Genomic DNA, 24,010 nt, shown 5'->3' on the forward strand with positions numbered 1-24,010 from the left:
CTAGCGCTCCCCGGAACCCGCCAAATCAGCCGCCATTTTAGACGCTTCGGCGACTGCGTCACGGCGGAACAGCACGTAGAGCGCCGGCAGCACCAGGAGCGTCAGCATGGTCGAGGAGATGATGCCGCCGATCACCACGGTCGCGAGCGGCCGCTGCACCTCGGCGCCGGCGCCGGTGGCCAGCGCCATCGGCACGAAGCCGAGGGAGGCGACGAGCGCCGTCATCAGCACGGGCCGCAGCCGCGTCAGTGCGCCTTCGCGGACCGCGTCCACGACGGAGTGCCCTTCGCTGCGCAGACGCTCGATGAAGGCGATGATCACGAGCCCGTTGAGCACGGCGACGCCCGACAGCGCGATGAAGCCGACGCCGGCGCTGATGGACAAGGGAATGTCGCGCAGCAGCAGCGCCGCGACGCCGCCGGTCAGCGCCAGCGGCACCCCTGAAAACACCAGCGCCGCATCCGCCGCCGATCCCATGCCCATGAACAGCAGCAGAAACACCAGTAGCAACGCCACCGGCACGACGATGGTGAGCCGCTTGGTCGCGGAGACCAACTGCTCGAACTGTCCGCCCCAGCCGATGAAGTAGCCCGGCGGCAGCTTGACCTTCTCGGCCACAGCCGCCTCGGCCTCGGCCACGAAGGAGCCGAGGTCGCGGGCGCGGACATTGGCGGTGACGACGATGCGCCGTTTGCCGTTTTCGCGGCTGATCTGGTTGGGCCCGGGCGTCGCATCGACGGTTGCGACCGACGACAGCGGCACATAGCGCATCGGGGTGACGGAAGAGGCGGATAATGCCGTTCGGAGCGGCGTGTTGGCCGCGGCCTCCTCTCCGGGCGGCAGCGGGATCGGGATCGCCCGGATCGCCTCGAGATTGCCGCGCAGATGCTCGGGCAGGCGCACGACGATGTCGAAGCGGCGGTCGCCCTCGAACAGCTTTCCGGCAGACTTCCCGCCGACCGCGATCTCGACGATGCCCTGCACCTCGGCGACGCTGAGGCCGTAGCGGGCGAGCGCCCGGCGGTCGAGCCGCACGGTGAGGATCGGCAGGCCCGCGACCTGCTCGATCTTGACGTCGCTGGCGCCGCGGATGCCCCGGATCGCGGCCTCCACCTGTTTTGCGGCGCCCTGGAGGATGTCGAGGTCATCACCGAAGACCTTGATGCCGACATCGCTGCGCACGCCGGAAATCAGCTCGTTGACACGGAATTGGATCGGCTGGGAGATCTCATAGGCGCTACCCGGAATCTCGTCAGCAGCATGATCGATCGCCTCGATCACTTCGGCTTTCGGCTTGTCCGGGTCGGGCCATTCGGCGCGCGGCTTGAGCATGATGTAGCCGTCGGTTTGCGCCGGCGACATCGGGTCGGTCGCGATCTCCGCGGTGCCGATGCGGGTGAAGAACTCCTTCACCTCCGGGATCTGCTTGATGCGCTTCTCCAAGGCCTTCTGCAGGTCCAGCGACTGGGTGAGGCTGGTGCCGGGAATCCGGATCGACGCCAGCGCGACGTCGCCTTCGTCGAGGCTTGGGATGAACTCGCCGCCCATGCGCGAAGCGGCGATGCCGCTCGCAACCACGATGACCACGGCCATGACGGCGACCGCGGCCCGGTTGTCGATGGCAAAGCGGAGCAGGGGGAGATAAGCGCGCTTGGCGACCCGCATGAACAGGTTTTCGTGTTCGGACACCTTGCCGGTGACGAAGATGGCAACGGCTGCCGGCACGAAGGTGATGGAGAACAGCACGGCGGCACCGAGCGCCATCAGCACGGTCAGCGCCATCGGCGTGAACATCTTGCCTTCGACGCCGGTCAGCGTCAGCACGGGCAGGTAGACCACGGCGATGATCAGTGTTCCGAACAGGCTCGGCTTGATGACCTCGCTCGACCCGCGCTGGATCGCCCGCAGCCGCTCCGGGAGCGTGAGCAGGCGGCCTTTCTCGCGCTGGGCCTCGGCCAGCATGCGCAGGCAATTCTCGACGATGATGACGGCGCCGTCGACGATGATGCCGAAGTCGATCGCACCCAGGCTCATCAGGTTCGCGCTGACCTTGGTCTCGACCATGCCGGTGATCGTCATCGCCATCGAGAGCGGAATGACACAGGCGGTGACCAGTGCGGCGCGGATGTTTCCGAGGATCAGGAACAGCACGGCCACCACCAGCGCCGCGCCTTCGAGCAGATTGTTCCTGACCGTCCGGATGGTGGCCTCGACCAGATCGGTGCGATCGTAGACAGTCCGCGTCACGACCCCTTCGGGCAGCGATTTGGCGATGTCCTCGATGCGGGCTGCGACCCGGCGCGCGACGCTTCGGCTGTTCTCGCCGATCAGCAGCATGGCGGTGCCGAGCACGGTTTCCTCGCCGTCTCGCGTCGCCGCGCCCGTGCGCAGATCGCGGCCTTCGATCACGGTCGCGACGTCCCTGATCCTGACGGGATTGCCGCCGCGCGAGCCGATCACGATGTCCTGGATTTCGGCGATGTTGCCGACCTGCCCCGGCGAGCGCACCAGATATTGCTCGCCATTGCGCTCGATATAGCCGGCACCGACATTGGCGTTATTGGCGGCCAGCGCCGTCATGACGTCGCGAAAGCCGAGCCGGTAGGCCATCAGCTTGCCGGGGTCCGGCAGCACGTGGAATTGCCGCTCGAAGCCGCCGATGGTGTTCACCTCGACCACGCCCGGCACGTTGCGGAGCTGCGGCCGGATGATCCAGTCCTGCACGGTGCGCAGATCGGTCAGCGAATAGTCGTGGCCGCCTTGCGTCCTGGCGCCCGCTTTGGCCTCGACGGTATACATGAAGATTTCGCCGAGGCCGGTCGAGACCGGTCCCATCGCGACCTCGACGCCCGCCGGGAGTTGGTCCTTCACCTGCTGGATGCGTTCGCCCACGAGCTGGCGGGCGAAATAGATGTCGGTGCCGTCCTTGAAGACGATCGTCACCTGGCTGAGGCCGTAGCGCGACAGCGAGCGGGTATAGTCGAGCTTCGGCAGCCCGCTCATGGCGGTCTCGACCGGGAAGGTGATGCGCTGCTCGGTCTCGAGCGGTGAATAGCCGGGCGCGCGGGTGTTGATCTGGACCTGGACGTTGGTGATGTCGGGCACGGCGTCGATCGGCAGGCGCTGGAAATTCCAGGCCCCGAAGGCGACGGCGCCGAGCGCGAGCAGGAGGACCAGCCAGCGCTGATGCAGCGAGGCGGCGATGAGGCGCTCAATCATGTTCGGCCTCGCCCTTGCCCATCTCCGCCTTCACGACGAAGCTGTTCTCCGCGACATAGTGCTCGCCGGCCGCGAGCCCGGCCTTGATCTCGACGAACCTCGGATCGGAATCCCCTGTTTCGACCGGGCGCGCCTCGATCTTGTCGCCGTCCTCGCGCACGAACACGATGGTCCTGTTCTCCAGCGTCTGGATCGCGCTGCGGCGCACGGCAACGGCGACGTTGCGGGCCGCGAGGATCAGCCGCGCCGTGACGAACAGGCCGGGACGCAGACGCCCGTCCGGATTTTGCAGCACCACGCGCGCCAGCGCGGTCTGGGTCTCGCTGCTGCCGATCGGCGCCATGTAGGAGATCGTGCCCTTGATCTCGCCGCGGCCGTCGTCGGGATCGATCAGCACCTCGTCGTTGATGCGGACGCGCCTCAAGTCCTGCCGGTAGATCGACAGATCGACCCAGATGGTGGAGAGGTCGGCGACGACGAAGGCCGGCTTCTGCTCGGAGGCGTATTCGCCGAGCGAGATCTGCCGCTCGATGATGGTGCCGGCGAACGGCGCCTTGAGCTCATAGACGGTGAGGCTCTGGTTGCTCTCGATCGCTGCGAGCAGATCGTCCTTGGCGACCTTGTCGCCGATGCGCTTCAGGATGGATTTGACGACGCCCGGAAAGCGCGGCGTCACCTGCACCACCGCTTCCTGGTTGGCGCGCAGGATGCCGTTGAAGGCGAGGGTGTCGGTCAGCGTGGCGCCCGCGGCTTCGGCCAGCGTGACGCCCGCGGCCGCGAGCTTGACGTCGGAGATCCGGATGCGGTCGGCGCCGTGCTCGTCCTGCTCGACATGGTCGTTCGGCTTCTTTTCGGAATGCTCGGCATGCTCGGAGTGTGCGAGCTTGGCCGGGGCGAGCAGGGAATAGCCGTAAGCGCCGAGCGCGGCGGCAACGATGGCGACGAGAAGGGTGGAGAAGGTCCTCATCGTGCGCTCTCCCGCGCCAGCGTGAAGGGATTGCCGACGAGGCCTTCGATGATCGCAACGCCGGCATGGAAATTCTGCAACGCCTCCTGCTCGCGCAGCCGCGCCTGGGTGACGCTGGCCTGGGCGTCGAGCACTTCGAGCAGGGTGAAGCGGCCCTGGCCGTAACCTTGCGAGATCGCCTCGGACGCCTCGACGGCCTTGGGGATCGCGGTCTCACGCAGCACGGCGAGCTCGCGCAGCGAGCCCTGGAGCGAGTCATAGGCGCGGCCGGCAATCACGATCAGCGTGTTGCGGTTGGCCTCGCGCTCGGCCCTGGTCTTGGCAAGGCTTTCCTGCGCCGAGAGGATGTTGCCCTGGTTCTGGTCGAACACGGGGATCGGCACGGAGACGGTCAGGCGCGCCGCATCGTCGCCCGTTTCGTTGAAGTGGCGCCAGCCGGCGGCGATCCGCACGTCGGGATAGGGTTTGAGCCGCGCCAGCAGCAGCTCGGCATTGCGCTGCGCGTAAACGGCGGTCCAGCGCACCAGTTGCGGATTGGCATCGATGGCGGCAACCACCGCTCGAAACGAAGGCGGGCGTCCCGTGGTGTCAAGCCGACCGGACACTTCGCCGAATTTCGCGGCTGGATCGCCCATCAGCACCGCAAGCTCGCGCCGGGCGCTGGCCAGCGTCGCCTTGAGGCGCTCGCGGTCGGCTTTCACCAGAGCGGAGGCGACCTCGGCACGGCCGGTCTCGGCGGGCGAGGAGGCGCCGGCCTCGACGCGGCGGCGCAACAGCGGCGTCAGGCGGTCGATGGCGGCAATCTGCTCGTCGAGGATCTGAATACGCCGCTGCGCGCCGAGCACGCTGAGGAAGGCGATCGCGGTCTCCGACAGCACCTCCAGCCTGACGGCCTTGCGCTGGATCGCGGCCACTTCGACGCCGGCGACGCCTGCGGCAATCCGCGCATCGCGCTTGCCGAACAGCTCGAAGGCCTGGCTGATCTGCAGCGTGGTCTCGGCCGATCGCGTCCCGCGATATTTGCCGGAGCCGAAGGAATCGTCCTGTTCGTAGGACAGTTCCGGGTTGAAGAGGGCACCCGCCTGGATGCGCTGTCCCGTGGCGATGCCGACGTCGCGCTCGGCCGCCGTCAGGCGCGGGCTTGCGGCCAGCGCGCGCGACAACGCGCTCCGCATCGTCAAAGTCTGGGCGTGAGACGGCGCAATCGCGAGTCCGGCAATCAGACACGCCGCCGCGCACGCCAGGCGCGCGGCCATTCCTCTGAACAACATCAAGCCGACCTGCAAAGGATGAACCCAATGGGCGCGGGACGCCCGACCAATCCGTTCAGGCCATATGTTTGGGAGGCGGCGAGTCGGTGTCGAGGACAATTCCGGCGAGCCGGGGCGCACGTTGCGGGCTCGGTGCGGAAACAAGCGCGACCGATGCGGTCGACGGTGCCGGCTGTGTCACCGTGAGCGAGAAGCAGCCATGACAATGATGGCTGCCGATGACCTTGTGGTCGCTGTGGCCAGCGGGGCCATCCAGGGCCGCCACGATCTCCGATCCGCCGCCGGGCGTGGTGACGTCGATGTCATGCGAGCCGTGCAGCGCGCTCGCGAACAGATAGACGGCCGCGATCAGCACGGACAGCAGCCCGCGCCAGTTGCGCGGGCGGCGGGATCCTGAGGGCTGGCGGTTTGCGAGCACGACGTCTCTCTGGTTGCGGTCTGTGCCCGGCCTAGCATAAGCGCGGGAACAGTGTCGACCCGCAACATTGTTACGTCACTGGAACAATTGCCGCAGCGCGCTTACGTCGCCGGCACATCTATTGGCGCGTCACGACGCGCGGATGCGGGGACATGGCTTCGGTGGCCGCCTCCGGAACGTCGTCCGCCGTCACGGTAATCACGGCGTGACAACTCGCTTCCATCGCCCGTTCCAGCCATTTGATGGCTTCGTCGATCCATTGGTCGTGGTGCTCGGGATCGGCGAGGGCCTTCTCCCGGAATGCATTCGCCTGATGCAGGCACGCGGTTCTGCGATCCACGCGGTGCTCCTGATCTGGAGGGTCCGCCCCGATCGCATCTTTGATGATCCCGGCCCCTTCGTCGTTAACATAGGACAGGCATGAGCAAGCTGGTTGCAACGCGAAAAGGCCCCAGCCCGAACGAACGGGCTGAGGCCTTGTGTGCTCACAATCTCTATCCTTGGGACTTGAGCCGATAACCATCCATTCCGCAGTTCGTTCCCGCCGCTCTGTCCAATTAGGAACGTTCCTCGCACCTCGCGATTAGCGACCGGAAGAAACGAGGAGGACCAACAATGGACGGACTGATTTACTTGATCGGCTTGATCGTGGTCATCATGGCGATCCTGTCGTTCTTCGGCCTGCGCTGAGAGCGCCGCGATGACGGTCGAAACTCTTGTGCGCGAAGAGATCATGGAAGGCGGGCTGGAGGACGAGGCTCCCCGAACCGTCCAGTGGAGTTCGGTGTTCGCAGGTGCGCTTGCGGCGGGCGCAATGTCGTTCATCCTGCTGAGCTTTGGTGTTGCGATCGGCCTTGGTGTCAGTTCGGCCTCGCCGACCTGGCGCGATGCCTCCGCTGCGCTGGCGCTGCTCTCCGGACTGTATCTGATCATCCAGACGGTCATCAGCTTCGGCTTCGGCGGCTACATCGCCGGACGAACAACGCGGCCGGCACCCGCGCTGGCGACCATCGACGACGACGGCGAGCGGCGGGACGGGCTGCATGGGCTGACGTCCTGGGCGCTTGCGGTACTGCTCGGAGCGGCTCTGCTCGCGCTGCTTGGCGCATCGGTGGTTGACCGTTCGCCGTTGCGCAGCTCGGCCGGCAACACGTCCGCGGCCGAGCCCCTGTTGAGCTATGAGCTCGACAAGCTGTTCCGCGCCCCGCGTCGCCCGCCCAACACCGACCTTCATGAACCGCGCGCCGAAGCGGGACGCATCCTGATGACGTCGTCCAGCCACAGCGGCGTCACCAGCGACGACAGGGCCTATCTCGTGCAGCAGGTGGCCGCGCTCACGGGTCTTGCGGCGCCCGATTCCGAAAAACGGGTCGATGCGCTGATCGCGGAGTCCAGGACGGCCATCAACCGGGCGCGGCGCAACTCGATCATCGTCGCGTTCTCGGTCGCAGCCGCGACCCTGATCGGAGCGGTGGTGGCGTGGGCGGCGGCCGCCGCCGGTGGGCGGCACCGCGACGGCGCACCGTTGCCGAACTGGATGGCGAGTTCAAATCGCTTCCACCGCACTCCGCGCGCGATGCCGGTGCCGTAGTCTCAATGCAAATGGCCGGGCATAGCCCGGCCATTTCAATATTTACGACGGTGAGGGGCGCTAGGCCCGTTCCTCCCAGATCATGGCGAGGTGGACGATGGTCTGCACCGCCTTTTCCATGTCCTGCCGGCTGACCCATTCGAGCCGCGAGTGAAACGCGTGCTCGCCGGCGAAGATGTTGGGGCAGGGCAGGCCCATGAAGGACAGGCGGGAGCCGTCGGTGCCGCCGCGGATGGCGGTGCGCATCGGACGCAGGCCGGCGCGGCGGATGGCCTCGACGGCGTATTCGACAACGTGCGGGTGACGATCGATCACCTGCTTCATGTTGCGGTACTGCTCCTTGACCTCGAACTTGTAGGCCGAGCGCGGATAGTCCTTCATCACGTCCCTGACGATGCCCTCGAGCAGGGCCTCCTTCTCCTTCAGTCCTTCCTCGGTGAAGTCGCGAACGATGAAGGAGAGCGTCGCCTGTTCCAGCGCGCCCTCGATGCCGATCGGATGCAGGAAGCCCTGCTTGCCCGAGGTCGTCTCCGGTGAGCATCCTTCCTTCGGCAGCCGCTCGACGATGGCGGCGGCGATCTTGATCGCGTGCTCCATCTTGCCCTTGGCGTAGCCGGGATGGGCGCTGACGCCGTTGATGGTGATGGTGGCGCCGTCGGCCGAGAAGGTCTCGTCCTCGACGCAGCCGGCGCTTTCGCCGTCCATGGTGTAGCCGAAATCGGCGCCCAGCTTCTTCATGTCGACATTGTCGACGCCGCGGCCGATCTCCTCGTCCGGCGTGAACAGGATCCTGATGGTGCCGTGCTTCACATCGGGGTTGTTGATGAAGAAATGCGCGGCATCCATGATCTCGGCGACACCGGCCTTGTTGTCGGCCCCCAGCAGCGTGGTGCCGTCGGTGGTGATGATGTCGTTGCCGATCTGGTTCTTCAGCGCCGGGTGCTCGGCAAGGCGGATCACCTGGCTGGTGTCGCCGGGCAGCACGATGTCGCCGCCGCGATAGTTCTTCACCATTTGCGGCTTGACGTCCTTGCCGGTGACGTCGGGCGATGTGTCCATGTGCGAGCAGAAGCAGATCACCGGCACCTTCTTGTCAGTGTTGGCCGGGATGGTGCCGTAGACATAGCCGTATTCGTCGAGATGGGCGTCCTCGACCCCCATGGCCTTCAACTCGGCGGCGAGCACGCGGCCGAGATCCTTCTGCTTCTCGGTCGAGGGGGAGCTGGGGGATTCCGGATCGGACTGGGTGTCGATGGTGACATAGCGCAGGAAGCGCTCGGTCACGGTGTGCGAAAAGGTGAGAGAGGACATTTCTGGTCGAACCGCCGAGATTGAGGGAAGCAGGCGGTATATCAGAAAAGCCGGCCACGATGCGGCCCGAACGAGCTCCGATCAGGCCTAATGAATCGTAAGCGCTAGATCGCCTCTTTCAGTTCCTTCACCGGGCGGAATGCGACTTTCCGGCTGGCCTTGATGTGGATCGCTTCGCCGGTGGCGGGATTGCGCCCGGTGCGGGCGGCGCGCTTGCGGACCTGGAGGATGCCAAGGCCCACGATACGGACACGGTCGCCCTTCTTGAGGTGCTTGGTGATCAGGTCGACCATATCGGTCAGGACGGCTTCGGCGTGCTTTTTCGAGAGGTCCTGGCGCTCCGCGATGTCGGCGGCGAGGTGCTTGAGCGTGATGGTCGCGGGAGCGGCTGCCTTCTTCGCCGAATCCTTCTTAGCCATGACTGGCCTCCTCGATTCCACAGGAAGCCCCGGAAAAGCCGGAAACGCGCGGGGATCCCTCCAAGTCTCGGAAGGCGTAGACGATTCGGACGTGGGCTGACTATGCCGAGAGTTCCCGCCGGACGCCGGCAGATGCGACAGGCGTCGAGAAATTCGGGCTAAGGCTATGAAGGGATTGCCAAAATGGCGCGAGAGACGGGGCTCGAACCCGCGACCTCCGGCGTGACAGGCCGGCGCTCTAACCAACTGAGCTACTCCCGCGTGGTTCGCTCGACGCGCGCGGAACGAGGGGGGACTTAAAGGGGGGACATGGTGAAGTCAAGGACGTTGCGCTTTACCAGCTTGCCTCGGCTAAGCATTGCCCTGGAAAACAGAAAGGCCGCCCGGGGGCGGCCATTGGTCAGCCCGGAAGAGGGACGTATCAGCGGATCTCCGACGTCCCCGCGCTCGTGACCGCCACCGGCTTGCCGGCCTTGATCACAGGCGTCGACTGTGCCGTCTGGCCGTAATCGGCGTGGGTGCGGGCTGCGATCCCGAAGCCGGCCACGACGATACCGGCTACCAGCGCCACCACCACGATTTTCAGGTGGGTCGCACGATCAGCGGAGTGAATTGAGTGGTTCATCTGAGCCTCCCGACGGGCTTTGCCGCCGTCTATGGCTCTGTCTTAAGGACGATCTGTTTCCGGATCGTTTCGCGGGTTCCGCAAAATGGTTTCATCTCTCCGCCCGGCCGGTTTCGTCCGGGGACCGGAAGCGGGGCCGGACGAACAGCGGCTTCGAGGCCGTCGGCCAGGACAGGAACAGATCAGCCCCACATTCGCAGATCCGTTGCCGCGCAAGCTGATCGTGAAATCCGAAGTCCGAAGTTGCGGCGAGAACCTGACCTCCCTGATCGCGGTGGCATCAAGCGCACCGAACTCCCTGCAGTGCTGCGACAGGTCGATGAGCTCACGGCGATCGCCGCCGGGATGCTCGAGAGCGAGGAGAATGCGCGCTGATCTCGCTGCAATAACGGGAAATGTTGGAGCACTTCTAAGAGTTTCTCTAAGAAGCTTTCAATTAGGGATTCCGCGCGCTCTCACATAAGCGTCACCGCAAGCGCATGCCGTTTCGGGACAGGCGGCATGTTGCTTCACACATGCAGCTTTGGGGTGGCGCGTTGAACAGTCTTGGAATGCTGCGGTCTGCCGTGTTGGCGACCGCATCCGCTTGGGTCCTGATGCCGCAGGCATCGCTCGCACAATCTTCCTCGCAGAGTGGCGCGCAGAACCTGCCGGCGGTGACCGTCACCGCGCCGGAAGCGCGTCGCCGCGCGGCCGCAACCCCTCAGCGCCGTCTGCCGCGGGCGTCGGAACAGGTCGCCACTCGAAACAGACCGCAGCAGCCGCAGCGCAATGTCGGTTTCGTCGAGACGCCGCGGGGCCCGGTGAACGGCTACGTCGCCGGTCGCAGCTCGTCCGGCACCAAGACCAACACGCCGATCATGGAGACGCCGCAGTCCGTGTCGGTGATCAGCGCCGAGCAGATCCGCGACCAGAAGCCGATGAAGCTCGACGAAACCCTGCGCTACACCGCGGGCGTGCGGGCAGGGACATTCGGCGCGGACACCCGCAACGACTGGTGGCTGATCCGCGGCTTCAAGTCCGACGACATCGGGCTGTTCCTCGACGGCCTGCAACTGTTCTACACGTCCTATGCGAGCTGGCGGCTGCCGCCGTCCAACATGGAGCGCGTCGAGGTGCTGCGCGGCCCGTCCGCCGTGCTTTATGGCGGATCGAGCCCGAGCGGCATCGTCAACGTCATCAGCAAGATGCCGCCGGCCGAGCCGATCCGTTACATCGAGACCGGCGTCAACAACTTCGGCAACGCCTATGTCGGCTTCGATGTCGGCGGCCCCGTGGCAACGCAGCCCCAGGACGGAAAGCTGTTCTACCGCGTCGTAGGCGAGGTCAGGAACGGCGGGACGCAGGTGGACTTCACGCCTGATAACAACTACTTCATCGCACCGTCATTCACCTGGAAGCCTGATGCCGATACGACCTTCACGGTCCTTGCGTCGGCGTCGAAGACGGACACCCGCGGTATCAACTTCCTGCCCTACCAGGGCACGGTGACCAACGCGCCGTTCGGAAAGATTCCGACCAGCTTCTTCGTCGGCGATCCCAGCGTGGACAAGTTCACGCGCGAGCAGGAGATGCTCGGTTACCAGTTCGAGCGCAATCTCACCGACGATCTGACATTCCGGCAGAATGCGCGATTTGCGCATATCGACCTGACCTATCGCGGTTACATCGGCAACGGCTGGGACAACATCAATACGGCGACGATGGGCCGCTATAACTGGTATGCGAAGAACACCGCGAACCAGGCCAATCTCGACAACCAGCTGGAGTATCGTTTCAACAGCGGCCCGATCAGGCACACGATGCTGTTTGGCGTCGATCTGAAGGGTTATCAGATCGACGACTACCAGGCCTTCAACTTCGGCACTGTTCCGTCGATCAATGTTTTCAATCCGGCCTATGGTATCAACATCCCGCTCGCGGGCGCACCGTTCCGCAACTTCCAGATCACGCAGAAGCAGGCGGGCGCCTATCTTCAGGACCAGATGAAGCTCGGCAACTTCACGCTGGTCCTGAGCGGTCGCAATGACTGGGTCGAGACGACGCAGGTCGCCCGCGACACAGGCGCAACGCTCGCCAGCAACAACGACAGCCGCTTCAGCGGTCGCGCAGGCTTGATCTACAATTTCGACAACGGCATCGCGCCCTACGTCTCCTATGCCACCAGCTACAACCCGATCATCGGTCTCAATGCACAGAACCAGCTGTTCGTGCCGGAGACCGGCAAGCAGGTCGAGATCGGCGTGAAGGTCGCGCCGAAGGGATTTGACGGCTACTTCACCGCCTCGGTGTTCGATCTGAAACGCCAGAATGTGCCGACCACCGATCCGGTGATCACCACGCTGCAGAACCAGACGGGCGAAGTGACCTCGCGCGGCATCGAGCTCGAAGCGGTGGCCAACGCCACGAAGGAGCTGAAGCTGATCGGTGCCTTCACGGCCTATGATCTCTTTACCAGCAAGGATCTCAATCCGGCGCTCGTCGGCAAGACGCCGACCAACACGCCTGAACTCCTGGTGTCGGGCTGGGCCGACTACACCTTCAAGGACGGGCCGCTCGCGGGGTTCGGCTTCGGCGGTGGCGTACGCTACATCGGCTCGTCTTGGGCGGACACAGCCAATACGCTCGAGGTTCCCGCAGTCGTGCTCGGCGACCTCGCGCTCCATTATGAATGGCAGAACTGGCGCACGGCGCTGAACGTGGTCAACCTGACCGACAAGATCTATGTCGCGAGCTGTGCATCGTCCACGTCCTGCTTCTACGGCGATCGCCGGCGCATCACCGCCAGCGTCTCCTACAAGTGGTGAGGTCAGGCGGGGGCGGGACGTTGTGGCGGCAGGCTCCGAGAATTGGACCAGCCGATCGCGATCGTCCTTCTACTCCGTCCAGCCGTCCGATCGCCGATCTTCCGTCCGGAGATCGATGAGCCTGCGGGCTATGCCCCCCAGCCCGAAGCTCATCCGGGCGCGGCGCGAGCGACCGACCGGGTCGCCGCCGCCGCGCTCGCGGCCGGTCCGGAATGGGAGCGCGGGCCGACGCATTCGCCAGACGAGACCCGGCCTCGTCGTGACGCATGGCTCTTCCCATCGCTCGCAGCTGTGGATAGTGTCTTCCGCGGCGCCTGTCCTGATCGCGGCCGGCGTCATGATCGGCTCCCTTGGCTGCGCTGCTCTGGAAGACCGTCGGCAAAATCTGCTGCTGCGGCGGCGGTGGGGCCTTGCGGCAGTCATTGCCGGGATTTGAGTGTGCTTCCGTACCAAGAAAGCCGAGCATTTTGGTCGTCAGCGCATCGCGCATAGCTGTCCCGGCCCGAGCGCCGCGATCTCAGAACTGCTGACCTGCGAAACCGTGACCGCCCTTGCTGGGGCAGGCGATCTGCTCCATACCAGCCGCGGGGTGATTCCGGGATTTTCACCGTTCTGGGAGCGGCAAAGGGCCTGAAAAGAGCGTGTCTTGCGCCCATTGGTGCACTGCGCTAAGGCTCAGAATAATTCCAAATCGGACGAATCCGTGGCTGTCCCGAGGCTGCGGAAAAAAGGGCTCGTCAATGAGCGGCATTCTTCAGAACTATCTACCACTCGTCGTCTTTATAGGGGTAGCGGGCCTCATTGGCCTGGTGCTGCTGATCGCGCCCTTCATCGTGGCGTTTCAGCAGCCGGACCCGGAAAAGCTGTCGGCGTATGAGTGCGGTTTCAACGCCTTCGACGACGCCCGCATGAAGTTCGACGTCCGCTTCTATCTGGTCGCCATCCTCTTCATCATCTTCGACCTCGAGGTGGCGTTCCTGTTTCCTTGGGCGGTGGCGTTCGGAAAGCTTGGCGCGACCGGCTTCTGGTCCATGGTGGTGTTCCTCGCCGTGCTGACGGTCGGGTTCGCCTATGAGTGGAAAAAGGGAGCACTGGAATGGGATTGACCCCTGCACCGTCCGCCGGTCCGGTTGTTGCGCCGGCCCCGAAAGGCATCCTGGATCCGTCGACCGGCAAGCCGGTCGGGGCCAATGATCCGTTCTTCCTCGAGGTCAATTCCGAGCTGTCCGACAAGGGCTTCTTCGTGGCAGCAACCGACGACCTCATCACCTGGGCGCGCACCGGCTCCCTGATGTGGATGACCTTCGGCCTTGCCTGCTGCGCGGTCGAGATGATGCAGGTGTCGATGCCGCGCTACGACGTCGAGCGTTTCGGCTTCGCGCCGCGCGCCTCGCCGCGCCAGTCCGACGTGATGATCGTGGCGGGAACCCTGACGAACAAGATGGCGCCGGCGCTGCGCAAGGTCTACGACCAGATGCCCGAGCCGCGCTACGTCATCTCGATGGGCTCCTGCGCCAATGGCGGCGGCTACTATCACTATTCCTACTCGGTCGTGCGCGGCTGCGACCGTATCGTGCCGATCGACATCTATGTGCCGGGCTGCCCGCCCACGGCGGAAGCGCTGCTTTACGGCGTGCTGCTGCTGCAGAAGAAGATCCGGCGCACCGGCACCATCGAACGCTAAGGTTTTACGTCATGGACGACGCCAAGCTCGACGCCCTGGGGCAGACGATCGTTAGCGCGCTTCCGGGCGCCGCCACCGGTCATACGGTGGCCTTCAACCAGCTCACGGTTGATGTCGAGGCCGTCAAGATCGTCGAGGTGGTCAAGTACCTCCGCGATGATCCGAACTGCCGTTTCGTCAACATCACTGACATCACGGCGGTGGACTATCCCGATCGTGAGAAGCGTTTCGACGTGATCTATCACTTCCTGTCGCCGACGCTGAACACGCGGATCCGGCTCCGGGCCCAGGCGGACGAGACCACGCAGGTGCCGTCGCTGATCGACGTATTCCCGGGTGCGGACTGGTTCGAACGCGAGGCCTACGACCTCTATGGCGTGTTCTTCGTCGGTCATCCCGACATGCGCCGCCTCCTTACCGATTACGGCTTCGAGGGCCATCCGCTGCGCAAGGATTTCCCGACGACCGGTTTCGTCGAGGTCCGCTACGACGACCAGGAGAAGCGGGTGGTGTACGAGCCAGTCCGGCTCAATCAGGAATTCCGCAAGTTCGATTTCCTCTCGCCGTGGGAAGGGGCGGACTATCCGCTGCCCGGTGACGAGAAGGCGGGGCCGAAGGTCTGATCATGAACGAGCAACCCGAGAATCTCCGTAACTTCACCATCAATTTCGGCCCCCAGCATCCGGCTGCGCACGGCGTGTTGCGCCTGGTGCTGGAGCTCGACGGCGAAGTGGTCGAGCGCGTCGATCCGCATATCGGGCTGCTTCACCGCGGCACCGAAAAGCTGATCGAGCAGAAGACTTATCTCCAGGCGATCCCGTATTTCGACCGGCTCGACTACGTCGCGCCGATGAACCAGGAGCACGCCTTCTGCCTCGCGGCCGAAAAGCTGCTCGGCATCGAGGTGCCGCGCCGCGGCCAGCTGATCCGCGTGCTCTATTGCGAGATCGGCCGTATCCTGTCGCATCTGCTCAACGTCACCACGCAGGCGATGGACGTCGGCGCGCTGACCCCGCCGCTGTGGGGCTTCGAAGAACGCGAGAAGCTGATGGTGTTCTACGAGCGTGCCTCGGGCAGCCGCATGCACGCAGCCTTCTTCCGCGTCGGCGGCGTGCACCAGGACCTGCCGCAGAAGCTGGTCGACGACATCGAGGCCTGGTGCGATCCGTTCCTCAAGGTCGTGGATGACCTCGACCGGCTGCTCACCGCCAACCGCATCTTCAAGCAGCGCAATGTCGACATCGGCGTGGTGCCGCTCAAGGAGGCCTGGGAGTGGGGCTTCTCCGGCGTGATGGTGCGCGGCTCCGGCGCGGCCTGGGACCTGCGCAAGTCGCAGCCCTACGAGTGCTATGCCGAGATGGATTTCGACATTCCGATCGGCAAGAACGGCGATTGCTACGACCGCTATCTGATCCGCATGGAAGAGATGCGCCAGTCCGTGCGCATCATGAAGCAGTGCATCCAGAAGCTGAACGCGCCTGAGGGCAAGGGCCCCGTCGTCGTCGAGGACAACAAGGTCGCGCCGCCGCGCCGTGGCGAGATGAAGCGCTCGATGGAAGCGCTGATCCATCACTTCAAGCTCTACACCGAGGGCGTCCACGTGCCGGCCGGCGAAGTCTACGCCGCGGTCGAAGCGCCCAAGGGCGAGTTCGGCGTCTATCTCGTCTCCGACGGCACCAACAAGCCCTACAAGTGCAAGATCCGCGCGCCGGGCTTCGCGCATCTGCAGGCCATGGACCACATCTGCCGCGGCCATCTGCTCGCCGACGTCTCGGCGATCCTCGGCTCGCTCGACATCGTGTTCGGAGAGGTCGATCGGTGATGGGGCAGCAGGCGCCAATCCAGTTCGACCGTGCCTCGGGGGCCCTTGAAGGGGCCAACCTGTGGGAGCGGACGGCTGCCTTGGCGCTGGTGACGGGATCGAAGATCTCCTCGCATTTCTCGCACATGGGCTACATAGCCTGCGCGAATCTGCTGCGCAGGACGCTGCCGGAGCGCAACATCGCGATCAGGCTCAATCCCGATGCCGTGTTCGAATTCCCCTACGGCGACGGCTATTGGAGCAAGCTGCTCAACCGCTCCTACAATTACGAGGACGAGCTCGAGCTGCTGTTCGCCGACTCCATCGACGTCGACTACACGCTGCTCGATTGCGGCGCCAATTACGGCTACTGGTCGGTGCTGGTGTCGAGCAAGCCGTTTGGTTCGCACAAGGCGATCGCGATCGAGCCGTCGGGGCAGAACTATCCGAAGCTCGCCAACAACGCCCGCATCAACGGCAACCGCTTCGAGACGATGAAATGCGCCATCGGCGCGACCCGGGGCACCGCGCGGTTGTCCGGCACCAAGCACGAGGCCTTCAGCATCGCCGGCGATCCGTCGGCGGGCGGTGAAGAAGTGTCCGTGATCGCGCTCGACAACCTCATCGATGACGGCAAGGTCGCGGCCACCGGCAAATACCTGATCAAGCTCGACGTCGAGGGCGTCGAGATCGAGGCGATCAAGGGCGGCGCCCGGCTGCTCGAGGCCGACAGCGTCATCATGTGCGAGGAACACGGCAGCGACCGCTCTCATGCCGTGTCGCGCTTCATCCTCGAACAGACCCCGCTGAAGCTGATCGTGTTCGATCCGCGCAGCAACCGCATGGAGACCGTGACCGAGCTGTCGATCCTCGACCGCATCAAGGTCTCGACCCACGTCGGCTACAACGTTTTCGGCACCGCAAGCGCATTCTGGCAGGACAGGATTGATGCCCTGAATGCGAAAACCGCGCGCCGTATGCAGTGAGAGATGAGAGATGTCCGTTCGCCGATTAGCACCGAAGGAAGTCCAGCCCGCGAGCTTTGCGTTCACGGAGGAGAACCTCGCATTCGCCAAGCAGCAGATCGCGAAATATCCGGCCGGACGCCAGGCTTCCGCCGTCATCGCCATCCTCTGGCGCGCGCAGGAGCAGCACGACGGTTGGGTCTCGGAAGCCGCGATCCGCGTCATCGCCGACATGCTCGACATGCCCTATATCCGCGTGCTTGAGGTCGCGACCTTCTACACCATGTTCCAGCTCGCCCCGGTCGGCAAGAAGGCCCATGTCCAGGTCTGCGGCACCACGCCGTGCCGCCTGCGCGGCGCCGAGGATCTGATCCACGTCTGCGAGCACCGCATCCATCACGAGCCCTTCCATCTCTCCAAGGACGGCAATTTCAGCTGGGAAGAGGTGGAGTGCCTGGGCGCCTGCGTGAATGCGCCGATGGTGCTGATCGGCAAGGATACTTACGAGGACCTGACCAAGGAAAGCTTCGGCAAGGTGCTCGACGGTTTTGCTTCGGGCAACCCGCCCAAGCCGGGTCCGCAGAACGGCCGCCAGTTCTCGGCGCCGATCACCGGACCGACCACGCTGAAGGAGACCACCTGATGCGTGATCTCTCGTCGCCGGCAATGCAGGGGAGCGGTGCCATGAAGAAGTGGGGCTTCATCGCGATGCATGCCGTGGTGGCAGCCGCCTTCATCTTCCTGCTGCAGCGCTTCGGCCTGAACGCATCGCTGGAATCGGCTTCGCTCTGGGCGCTGACGTTTGGTATTTGCGCCGCCGGACTTGCCTACAAGCAGTCCAATCGTTGATCGGAAAGCACTGATATGCTCGAGGACAAGGACCGCATCTTCAAGAACCTCTACGGCCTCCACGATTGGGGGCTCGAGGGCGCGCGGCGCCGCGGCGCCTGGGACGGCACGAAGAACATCATCGACAAGGGCCGCGACTGGATCATCAACGAGATGAAGGCCTCGGGGCTCCGCGGCCGCGGCGGCGCAGGCTTCCCGACCGGTCTGAAATGGTCGTTCATGCCGAAGGAATCGACCGATGGCCGGCCGAGCTATCTCGTCGTCAACGCCGACGAGTCCGAGCCTGGTACCTGCAAGGATCGCGAGATCATGCGGCACGATCCGCATCTCCTGATCGAGGGCTGCCTGATCGCGAGCTGCGCGATGAACGCGCACACGTGCTACATCTATGTCCGCGGCGAGTTCATCCGCGAGCGTGAGCACCTGCAGGCTGCGATCGACCAGGCCTACGACGCCAAGCTGGTCGGCAAGGATAACGTCAACGGCTGGCCGTTCGACATCTACGTCGCCCACGGCGCCGGAGCCTATATCTGCGGCGAGGAAACCGCGCTGCTCGAAAGCCTCGAAGGCAAGAAGGGCCAGCCGCGCCTGAAGCCGCCGTTCCCGGCGAACGTCGGTCTGTTCGGCTGCCCGACCACCGTCAACAACGTCGAGTCGATCGCCGTTGCGCCTGATATCCTGCGCCGCGGCGCGGCGTGGTTCGCCGGCATCGGCCGTCCGAACAACGTCGGCACCAAACTGTTCTGCATCTCCGGCCATGTCGAGCGGCCCTGCAACGTCGAAGAAGCCATGGGCATTCCGTTCCGCGAGCTGATCGAGAAGCATTGCGGCGGCATTCGCGGTGGCTGGGACAACCTCAAGGCCGTGATCCCCGGCGGCTCGTCGGTGCGCATGGTGCCGGCCGAGCAGATCATCGACACGCCGATGGATTTCGATAGCTTGAGCAAGCTGCGCTCGGGCCTCGGCACCGCTGCCGTGATCGTGATGGACAAGTCCACCGATCTGATCCGCGCCATCGCCCGCATCTCCTATTTCTACAAGCACGAGAGCTGCGGCCAGTGCACGCCGTGCCGCGAGGGCACCGGCTGGATGTGGCGGGTGCTGACCCGCATGGCCGAGGGCCGCGCCCACAAGCGCGAGATCGACATGCTGCTTGAAGTGACGAAGCAGGTCGAAGGCCACACCATCTGCGCGCTCGGCGACGCGGCGGCATGGCCGATCCAGGGCCTGATCACGCATTTCCGTCACGAGATCGAAGCGCGCATCGACCAGTATTCGCACAAGGCCGACATCGACGATATCGGCGTGCGCGATCCCGTGAACATGGTCGCGGCGGAGTAAGAGACATGACCAAGCTCATCATCGACGGCAAGGAGATCGATGTCCCCGCCGAATACACGCTGCTCCAGGCGTGCGAGGCGGCCGGTGCCGAGATTCCGCGCTTCTGCTATCACGAGCGGCTGTCGATCGCCGGCAATTGCCGGATGTGCCTCGTCGAGGTGAAGGGCGGCCCGAAGCCGGTCGCCAGCTGCGCCTGGGGCGTGCGCGACTGCCGTCCGGGCCCCAAGGGCGAGCCGCCGGAGATTTCCACCCGTTCGCCGATGGTGAAGAAGGCGCGCGAAGGCGTGATGGAATTCCTTCTCATCAACCATCCGCTGGACTGCCCGATCTGCGATCAGGGCGGTGAGTGCGACCTCCAGGACCAGGCGATGGGCTATGGTGTCGATACCAGCCGCTTCGCCGAGAACAAGCGTGCGGTCGAGGACAAATATCTCGGCGCGCTGGTCAAGACCTCGATGAACCGCTGCATCCAGTGCACGCGTTGCGTCCGCTTCTCGGCGGAAGTCGCCGGCGCCCCCGAGATGGGCGCGACCGGCCGCGGCGAGGACATGGAGATCACGACCTATCTCGAGCACGCGCTGACGTCGGAACTGCAGGGCAACCTCGTCGACATCTGCCCGGTCGGCGCGCTGACCTCGAAGCCCTATGCGTTCGCGGCGCGTCCGTGGGAGCTCGGCAAGACCCAGTCGATCGACGTCATGGACGGCTTGGGATCGGCGATCCGCGTCGACACCCGCGGCCGTGAGGTGATGCGTATTCTGCCGCGCATCAACGAGGCCGTGAACGAGGAGTGGATCTCCGACAAGACCCGTCACGTGGTCGACGGCCTGCGCACCCAGCGGCTCGACCGGCCCTATATCCGCGAGGCCGGCAAGCTGCGCGCGGCGAGCTGGACCGAGGCTTTTGCCGCGATCGCCGCCAAGGCGGCGCGCACCGACGGCAAGCGCATCGGCGCGATCGCCGGAGACCTCGCCGGCGTCGAGGAGATGTTCGCGCTGAAGGACCTGCTCGCCAGGTTCGGCTCGAGCAATCTGGCGGTGCAGGGCGGCGATGCGTTCGATCCCGCGCTCGGCCGCGGCTCCTACATCTTCAACCCGACGCTGGCGGGCGTGGAGCAGGCGGATGCGCTGCTCATCATCGGCGCCAACCCGCGGAAAGAGGCGGCCGTGTTCAACGCCCGCATCCGCAAGCGCTGGCGTGCCGGCGGCTTCAAGGTCGGCGTGATCGGCGCCAAGGCCGACCTCACTTACGACTATGACCATCTCGGCGCGGGCACCGAGACGCTCGGCGAGCTCGCGGCCGGCAAGCACTCCTTCACGGACGTGCTGAAGAACGCCAAGAATCCGATCATCCTGGTCGGTGCGGGCGCGGCCGCCCGTCACGACGGCGCTGCCATCCTCGCTGCCGCCGCCAAGCTTGCGCTCAATGTCGGCGCGGTGAAGGACGGCTGGAACGGTTTCGGCGTGCTGCACGAGACCGCCTCGCGCGTTGGTGCGCTCGACATCGGCTTCTCCGCCACGGCGGGCGGGCTCAACGCGGCGCAGATGACGACGTTCGGCACGCTCGACTTGCTGTTCCTGCTGGGAGCCGACGAGATCAAGGCGCCGGACGGCACCTTCGTCGTCTATATCGGCACCCATGGCGATCGCGGCGCACACCGTGCCGACGTCATCCTGCCGGCCGCGGCCTACACCGAGAAGTCCGCGATCTACGTCAACACCGAAGGCCGCGTGCAGATGACCGGCCGCGCCGCGTTCCCGCCGGGCGAAGCCCGCGAGGATTGGGCGATCATCCGCGCCCTGTCCGAGGCGGTCGGCAAGAAGCTCGGCTATGACTCGCTTCAAGCCTTGCGCCAGGCGATGTTCAAGGCCGTGCCGCATCTGATCCGTCTCGACCAGATTGAGGCCGGCTCCGCCGACCAGATCAAGAAGCTGGCGGGGAAGGGCGGCTCGCCCGAGAAGGCGCCGTTCAAGCCCCTGGTCGAGGACTTCTATCTGACCAACCCAATCGCGCGTGCATCCGCCGTGATGGCGGAATGCTCGCGCCTCGCCTCCGGGCATATGCTGACCGCAGCGGAGTGAGCGTGATCTGATGGAATTCTTCGAAAGCGCATTCTGGACCGGTTTCCTCTGGCCGCTGATCATCATGGTCGCGCAGAGCGTCCTGGTGCTCGTCGTCCTCCTGGTCGCGATCGCCTACATCCTGCTCGCCGACCGCAAGATCTGGGCGGCGGTGCAGATCCGTCGCGGCCCGAACGTGGTCGGCCCGTGGGGCCTGCTGCAATCCTTCGCCGACCTTTTGAAGTTCGTGCTGAAGGAGCCGATCATTCCGGCCGGCGCCAACAAGGGCGTATTCCTGCTGGCGCCGCTGGTGTCCTGCGTGCTCGCGCTCGCCGCCTGGGCGGTGATCCCGACCAATCTCGGCTGGGTGATCGCCGACATCAATGTCGGCGTCCTCTTCATCTTCGCGATCTCGTCGCTGTCGATCTACGGCATCATCATGGCCGGCTGGTCGTCGAACTCGAAGTATCCGTTCCTGGCCGCGCTGCGCTCGGCGGCGCAGATGGTGTCGTACGAAGTCTCGATCGGCTTCGTCATCATCACGGTGCTGCTCTGCGCCGGCACGCTGAACCTGTCGGCCGTGGTCGAGGCCCAGCACGCGCGCGGCCTCGCCAGCCTGATCGGGCTGCCGCAGCTCACCATCCTGAACTGGTATGTCTGGCCGCTGTTCCCGATGTTCGTGGTGTTCTACGTCTCGGCGCTGGCGGAAACCAACCGTCCGCCCTTCGACCTCGTCGAAGCCGAATCCGAGCTCGTCGCCGGCTTCATGGTCGAATACGGCTCGACGCCATATTTGCTGTTCATGCTCGGCGAGTATGTCGCGATCGTCACGATGTGCGCGCTGGCGACGATCCTGTTCCTCGGGGGCTGGCTGCCGCCGGTGGACCTGCCGCCCTTCAACTGGGTGCCGGGGATCATCTGGTTCTCGCTGAAACTGTTCTTCATGTTCTTCCTGTTCGCGATGGCGAAGGCGATCGTGCCCCGCTACCGCTACGATCAACTGATGCGCCTCGGCTGGAAGGTGTTCCTGCCGCTGTCGCTGGTGATGGTGATCGTGGTGGCCGGCGTGCTGCATTTCGCCGGCATCGCGCCGAAGTGAGGGCCGTCATGGGTATCAACGTCAACGCCACTGCACGCTCGCTTCTGCTGTCGGAGTTCGTCTCGGCGTTCTTCCTCGCCATGCGCTATTTCTTCCAGCCGAAGCCGACGCTGAACTATCCGTTCGAGAAGGGCCCGATCTCGCCGCGCTTCCGCGGCGAGCACGCGCTGCGCCGCTATCCGAACGGCGAAGAGCGCTGCATCGCCTGCAAGCTGTGCGAAGCGGTCTGCCCGGCGCAGGCCATCACCATCGAGGCCGGCCCGCGCCGCAACGACGGCACCCGCCGCACCGTGCGCTACGACATCGACATGGTGAAGTGCATCTATTGCGGCCTCTGCCAGGAGGCCTGTCCTGTGGACGCCATCGTCGAAGGCCCGAACTTCGAGTTCGCGACCGAGACCCGCGAGGAACTGTTCTATGACAAGGCCAAGCTGCTCGCCAACGGCGACCGCTGGGAACGCGAGATCGCGAAGGCGATCGAGCTCGACGCGCCGTACCGGTGAGGTGAGGGCATGATCCTTCCCGCCATCTCCTCGTCATTCCGGGGCGCGCGAAGCGCGAACCCGGAATCTCGCGCCACAACCTCTGGATTCCGGGTTCGCGCTGGCGCGCGCCCCGGAATGACGGGAGTTTCTCGATGATCCTTCCCGCGCTGTTCTTCTATCTGTTCGCCGGCGTCTGCGTCGCCTCGGCCGTGATGGTGATTGTCTCGCGCAATCCCGTGCACTCCGTGCTGTACCTGATCCTGGCCTTCGTCAACGCCTCCGGCCTGTTCGTGCTGATGGGCGCCGAGTTCCTCGGCATGATGCTGATCGTCGTCTATGTCGGCGCGGTCGCGGTGCTGTTCCTGTTCGTGATCATGATGCTCGATGTCGACTTCCTCGAGCTGCGCGAGGGCTTCATCGAGTACCTGCCGGTCGGCCTCGTGATCGGCGGCATCTTCCTGTTCGAGTTGCTGCTCACGGTCGGCTTCTGGGTCATCAATCCCGGCGTCTCCAAGACGATCACGGCGGCGATCCCGGCCAACGTCTCCAACACCGAGGCGCTCGGGCTCGTGCTCTATACGAAGTACATCCACTACTTCCAGCTCTCGGGCATGGTGCTGCTGGTCGCCATGATCGGCGCCATCGTGCTGACGCTGCGCCATAAGGCGAAGGTCAAGCGGCAGGACATCAACGTTCAGAACGCACGCACGCCCGAGATGGCGATGGCGATGCGCAAGGTGGCGCCGGGGCAGGGGCTCTCGGACGCCGATGCGGCGGAGTGGGTGAAATGACGATCGGGCTCGGACATTATCTGGCGGTCGGCGCGATCCTGTTCACGCTCGGCATCCTCGGCATCTTCCTGAACCGCAAGAACATCATCGTCATCCTGATGTCGATCGAGCTGATCCTGCTCTCGGTCAACATCAACCTCGTGGCGTTCTCGACCTTCCTCGGCGACATCGTCGGCCAGGTCTTCGCGCTGCTGGTGCTGACGGTTGCGGCTGCTGAAGCTGCGATCGGTCTCGCCATCCTGGTGGTCTATTTCCGCAACCGCGGCTCGATCGCGGTTGAGGACGTCAATCTGATGAAGGGCTGAGC

At 64.8% G+C, this 24,010-nt stretch carries 23 protein-coding genes and 1 tRNA gene; 15 read left to right on the plus strand and 9 right to left on the minus strand.

Translation table 11 applies throughout. The annotated features are described in order from the left end of the window. The 5 genes from EDE08_RS06525 to EDE08_RS06545 all read right to left on the minus strand — a co-directional run bounded on the left by EDE08_RS06525 (nucleotide 1) and on the right by EDE08_RS06545 (nucleotide 6,215). Entirely contained in the window at nucleotides 1–3,219 is a 3,219-nt protein-coding gene (locus EDE08_RS06525) for an efflux RND transporter permease subunit (RefSeq protein WP_131868140.1), read from the minus strand. Continuing rightward, a complete protein-coding gene (ihpB, locus tag EDE08_RS06530; protein ID WP_131868141.1) occupies nucleotides 3,212–4,186 on the minus strand; it encodes a divalent metal ion exporter adaptor subunit IhpB in 975 nt (324 codons plus the stop codon). The genes EDE08_RS06525 and ihpB overlap by 8 nt, the downstream gene beginning before the upstream one ends. Continuing rightward, nucleotides 4,183–5,457, minus strand: a complete 1,275-nt coding sequence (ihpA, locus tag EDE08_RS06535; RefSeq protein WP_131868142.1) for a divalent metal ion exporter subunit IhpA — start codon at nucleotides 5,455–5,457, stop codon at nucleotides 4,183–4,185. Before ihpA ends, ihpB begins: the two co-directional genes overlap by 4 nt. A gap of 55 nt (nucleotides 5,458–5,512) precedes the next feature. After that, on the minus strand, nucleotides 5,513–5,875 hold the full coding sequence (locus EDE08_RS06540) for a hypothetical protein (protein ID WP_131868143.1): 363 nt from the start codon (nucleotides 5,873–5,875) through the stop codon (nucleotides 5,513–5,515). Between the two features lie 118 nt (nucleotides 5,876–5,993). Continuing rightward, nucleotides 5,994–6,215: a hypothetical protein gene (locus EDE08_RS06545; RefSeq protein WP_131868144.1), complete on the minus strand. Its 222-nt coding sequence runs from the start codon at nucleotides 6,213–6,215 to the stop codon at nucleotides 5,994–5,996. Nucleotides 6,216–6,575: 360 nt separating this feature from the next. On the opposite strand from EDE08_RS06545, the gene EDE08_RS06550 reads away from it, so the two are divergent. Beyond that, a complete protein-coding gene (locus EDE08_RS06550; RefSeq protein WP_131868145.1) occupies nucleotides 6,576–7,466 on the plus strand; it encodes a phage holin family protein in 891 nt (296 codons plus the stop codon). Nucleotides 7,467–7,526: 60 nt separating this feature from the next. On the opposite strand, the gene pepT is transcribed toward EDE08_RS06550, so the two are convergent. The 4 genes from pepT to EDE08_RS06570 form a co-directional block, all read right to left on the minus strand. Further along, the gene (pepT, locus tag EDE08_RS06555) at nucleotides 7,527–8,777 is read right to left on the minus strand and encodes a peptidase T (protein ID WP_131868146.1); all 1,251 of its coding nucleotides are present in this window, start codon (nucleotides 8,775–8,777) and stop codon (nucleotides 7,527–7,529) included. A 104-nt stretch (nucleotides 8,778–8,881) separates the two neighbouring features. Continuing rightward, nucleotides 8,882–9,196, minus strand: coding sequence for an HU family DNA-binding protein (locus tag EDE08_RS06560; protein ID WP_131868147.1), 315 nt, complete (start codon nucleotides 9,194–9,196; stop codon nucleotides 8,882–8,884). A gap of 184 nt (nucleotides 9,197–9,380) precedes the next feature. After that, nucleotides 9,381–9,457, minus strand: a tRNA-Asp gene (locus EDE08_RS06565). Nucleotides 9,458–9,617: 160 nt separating this feature from the next. Next, entirely contained in the window at nucleotides 9,618–9,821 is a 204-nt protein-coding gene (locus tag EDE08_RS06570) for a hypothetical protein (RefSeq protein WP_061877859.1), read from the minus strand. 551 nt (nucleotides 9,822–10,372) lie between these two features. Here EDE08_RS06570 and EDE08_RS06575 point away from each other — a divergent pair. From EDE08_RS06575 to nuoK, 14 genes are all read left to right on the plus strand, one after another. Continuing rightward, nucleotides 10,373–12,628: a TonB-dependent siderophore receptor gene (locus EDE08_RS06575; protein ID WP_165935741.1), complete on the plus strand. Its 2,256-nt coding sequence runs from the start codon at nucleotides 10,373–10,375 to the stop codon at nucleotides 12,626–12,628. 740 nt (nucleotides 12,629–13,368) lie between these two features. Beyond that, nucleotides 13,369–13,734 (plus strand): NADH-quinone oxidoreductase subunit A, encoded by a 366-nt coding sequence (locus tag EDE08_RS06580; RefSeq protein ID WP_008136158.1) that lies wholly within the window; start codon nucleotides 13,369–13,371, stop codon nucleotides 13,732–13,734. Continuing rightward, nucleotides 13,731–14,312: a NuoB/complex I 20 kDa subunit family protein gene (locus EDE08_RS06585; RefSeq protein WP_207912909.1), complete on the plus strand. Its 582-nt coding sequence runs from the start codon at nucleotides 13,731–13,733 to the stop codon at nucleotides 14,310–14,312. The genes EDE08_RS06580 and EDE08_RS06585 overlap by 4 nt, the downstream gene beginning before the upstream one ends. Nucleotides 14,313–14,323: 11 nt before the next feature. After that, nucleotides 14,324–14,935 (plus strand): NADH-quinone oxidoreductase subunit C, encoded by a 612-nt coding sequence (locus EDE08_RS06590; protein ID WP_061877836.1) that lies wholly within the window; start codon nucleotides 14,324–14,326, stop codon nucleotides 14,933–14,935. Between the two features lie 2 nt (nucleotides 14,936–14,937). Continuing rightward, a complete protein-coding gene (locus EDE08_RS06595) occupies nucleotides 14,938–16,134 on the plus strand; it encodes an NADH-quinone oxidoreductase subunit D (RefSeq protein WP_131868150.1) in 1,197 nt (398 codons plus the stop codon). After that, nucleotides 16,134–17,099, plus strand: coding sequence for an FkbM family methyltransferase (locus EDE08_RS06600; protein ID WP_131868330.1), 966 nt, complete (start codon nucleotides 16,134–16,136; stop codon nucleotides 17,097–17,099). The genes EDE08_RS06595 and EDE08_RS06600 overlap by 1 nt, the downstream gene beginning before the upstream one ends. A 10-nt stretch (nucleotides 17,100–17,109) precedes the next feature. Beyond that, nucleotides 17,110–17,721: an NADH-quinone oxidoreductase subunit NuoE gene (gene nuoE, locus EDE08_RS06605; RefSeq protein ID WP_131868151.1), complete on the plus strand. Its 612-nt coding sequence runs from the start codon at nucleotides 17,110–17,112 to the stop codon at nucleotides 17,719–17,721. Further along, on the plus strand, nucleotides 17,721–17,927 hold the full coding sequence (locus EDE08_RS06610; RefSeq protein WP_131868152.1) for a hypothetical protein: 207 nt from the start codon (nucleotides 17,721–17,723) through the stop codon (nucleotides 17,925–17,927). Before nuoE ends, EDE08_RS06610 begins: the two co-directional genes overlap by 1 nt. 15 nt (nucleotides 17,928–17,942) lie before the next feature. Continuing rightward, nucleotides 17,943–19,268: an NADH-quinone oxidoreductase subunit NuoF gene (gene nuoF, locus EDE08_RS06615; RefSeq protein ID WP_131868153.1), complete on the plus strand. Its 1,326-nt coding sequence runs from the start codon at nucleotides 17,943–17,945 to the stop codon at nucleotides 19,266–19,268. A 5-nt stretch (nucleotides 19,269–19,273) separates the two neighbouring features. Continuing rightward, the gene (gene nuoG, locus EDE08_RS06620) at nucleotides 19,274–21,349 is read left to right on the plus strand and encodes an NADH-quinone oxidoreductase subunit NuoG (RefSeq protein WP_131868154.1); all 2,076 of its coding nucleotides are present in this window, start codon (nucleotides 19,274–19,276) and stop codon (nucleotides 21,347–21,349) included. Nucleotides 21,350–21,359: 10 nt separating this feature from the next. After that, entirely contained in the window at nucleotides 21,360–22,427 is a 1,068-nt protein-coding gene (gene nuoH, locus EDE08_RS06625; protein WP_131868155.1) for an NADH-quinone oxidoreductase subunit NuoH, read from the plus strand. A gap of 8 nt (nucleotides 22,428–22,435) precedes the next feature. Then, complete coding sequence (gene nuoI / locus EDE08_RS06630) at nucleotides 22,436–22,930, plus strand: NADH-quinone oxidoreductase subunit NuoI (RefSeq protein ID WP_191093171.1); 495 nt, start codon at nucleotides 22,436–22,438, stop codon at nucleotides 22,928–22,930. A gap of 134 nt (nucleotides 22,931–23,064) precedes the next feature. After that, nucleotides 23,065–23,703: an NADH-quinone oxidoreductase subunit J gene (locus tag EDE08_RS06635; protein WP_061877843.1), complete on the plus strand. Its 639-nt coding sequence runs from the start codon at nucleotides 23,065–23,067 to the stop codon at nucleotides 23,701–23,703. Further along, on the plus strand, nucleotides 23,700–24,008 hold the full coding sequence (nuoK, locus tag EDE08_RS06640) for an NADH-quinone oxidoreductase subunit NuoK (RefSeq protein ID WP_008547737.1): 309 nt from the start codon (nucleotides 23,700–23,702) through the stop codon (nucleotides 24,006–24,008). The genes EDE08_RS06635 and nuoK overlap by 4 nt, the downstream gene beginning before the upstream one ends. The last annotated feature ends 2 nt before the right edge of the window (nucleotides 24,009–24,010 follow it).

The sequence above is a fragment of the Bradyrhizobium sp. R2.2-H genome (assembly GCF_004346455.1).
GTDB classification, from domain to species: domain Bacteria; phylum Pseudomonadota; class Alphaproteobacteria; order Rhizobiales; family Xanthobacteraceae; genus Bradyrhizobium; species Bradyrhizobium diversitatis.

Bases quoted from the DNA above. Each gene is read 5' to 3' on its own strand.
- EDE08_RS06560 (WP_131868147.1), bottom strand. From the start codon at position 9,196: ATGGCTAAGAAGGATTCGGCGAAGAAGGCAGCCGCTCCCGCGACCATC.
- EDE08_RS06580 (WP_008136158.1), top strand. From the start codon at position 13,369: ATGAGCGGCATTCTTCAGAACTATCTACCACTCGTCGTCTTTATAGGG.
- EDE08_RS06600 (WP_131868330.1), top strand. From the start codon at position 16,134: ATGGGGCAGCAGGCGCCAATCCAGTTCGACCGTGCCTCGGGGGCCCTT.
- ihpA (WP_131868142.1), bottom strand. From the start codon at position 5,457: ATGTTGTTCAGAGGAATGGCCGCGCGCCTGGCGTGCGCGGCGGCGTGT.
- nuoH (WP_131868155.1), top strand. From the start codon at position 21,360: ATGGAATTCTTCGAAAGCGCATTCTGGACCGGTTTCCTCTGGCCGCTG.
- EDE08_RS06570 (WP_061877859.1), bottom strand. From the start codon at position 9,821: ATGAACCACTCAATTCACTCCGCTGATCGTGCGACCCACCTGAAAATC.
- EDE08_RS06590 (WP_061877836.1), top strand. From the start codon at position 14,324: ATGGACGACGCCAAGCTCGACGCCCTGGGGCAGACGATCGTTAGCGCG.
- EDE08_RS06575 (WP_165935741.1), top strand. From the start codon at position 10,373: ATGCTGCGGTCTGCCGTGTTGGCGACCGCATCCGCTTGGGTCCTGATG.
- nuoK (WP_008547737.1), top strand. From the start codon at position 23,700: ATGACGATCGGGCTCGGACATTATCTGGCGGTCGGCGCGATCCTGTTC.
- nuoI (WP_191093171.1), top strand. From the start codon at position 22,436: ATGGGTATCAACGTCAACGCCACTGCACGCTCGCTTCTGCTGTCGGAG.
- EDE08_RS06550 (WP_131868145.1), top strand. From the start codon at position 6,576: ATGACGGTCGAAACTCTTGTGCGCGAAGAGATCATGGAAGGCGGGCTG.
- EDE08_RS06525 (WP_131868140.1), bottom strand. From the start codon at position 3,219: ATGATTGAGCGCCTCATCGCCGCCTCGCTGCATCAGCGCTGGCTGGTC.
- nuoG (WP_131868154.1), top strand. From the start codon at position 19,274: ATGACCAAGCTCATCATCGACGGCAAGGAGATCGATGTCCCCGCCGAA.
- EDE08_RS06610 (WP_131868152.1), top strand. From the start codon at position 17,721: ATGCGTGATCTCTCGTCGCCGGCAATGCAGGGGAGCGGTGCCATGAAG.
- nuoF (WP_131868153.1), top strand. From the start codon at position 17,943: ATGCTCGAGGACAAGGACCGCATCTTCAAGAACCTCTACGGCCTCCAC.
- EDE08_RS06595 (WP_131868150.1), top strand. From the start codon at position 14,938: ATGAACGAGCAACCCGAGAATCTCCGTAACTTCACCATCAATTTCGGC.
- pepT (WP_131868146.1), bottom strand. From the start codon at position 8,777: ATGTCCTCTCTCACCTTTTCGCACACCGTGACCGAGCGCTTCCTGCGC.
- ihpB (WP_131868141.1), bottom strand. From the start codon at position 4,186: ATGAGGACCTTCTCCACCCTTCTCGTCGCCATCGTTGCCGCCGCGCTC.
- nuoE (WP_131868151.1), top strand. From the start codon at position 17,110: ATGTCCGTTCGCCGATTAGCACCGAAGGAAGTCCAGCCCGCGAGCTTT.
- EDE08_RS06635 (WP_061877843.1), top strand. From the start codon at position 23,065: ATGATCCTTCCCGCGCTGTTCTTCTATCTGTTCGCCGGCGTCTGCGTC.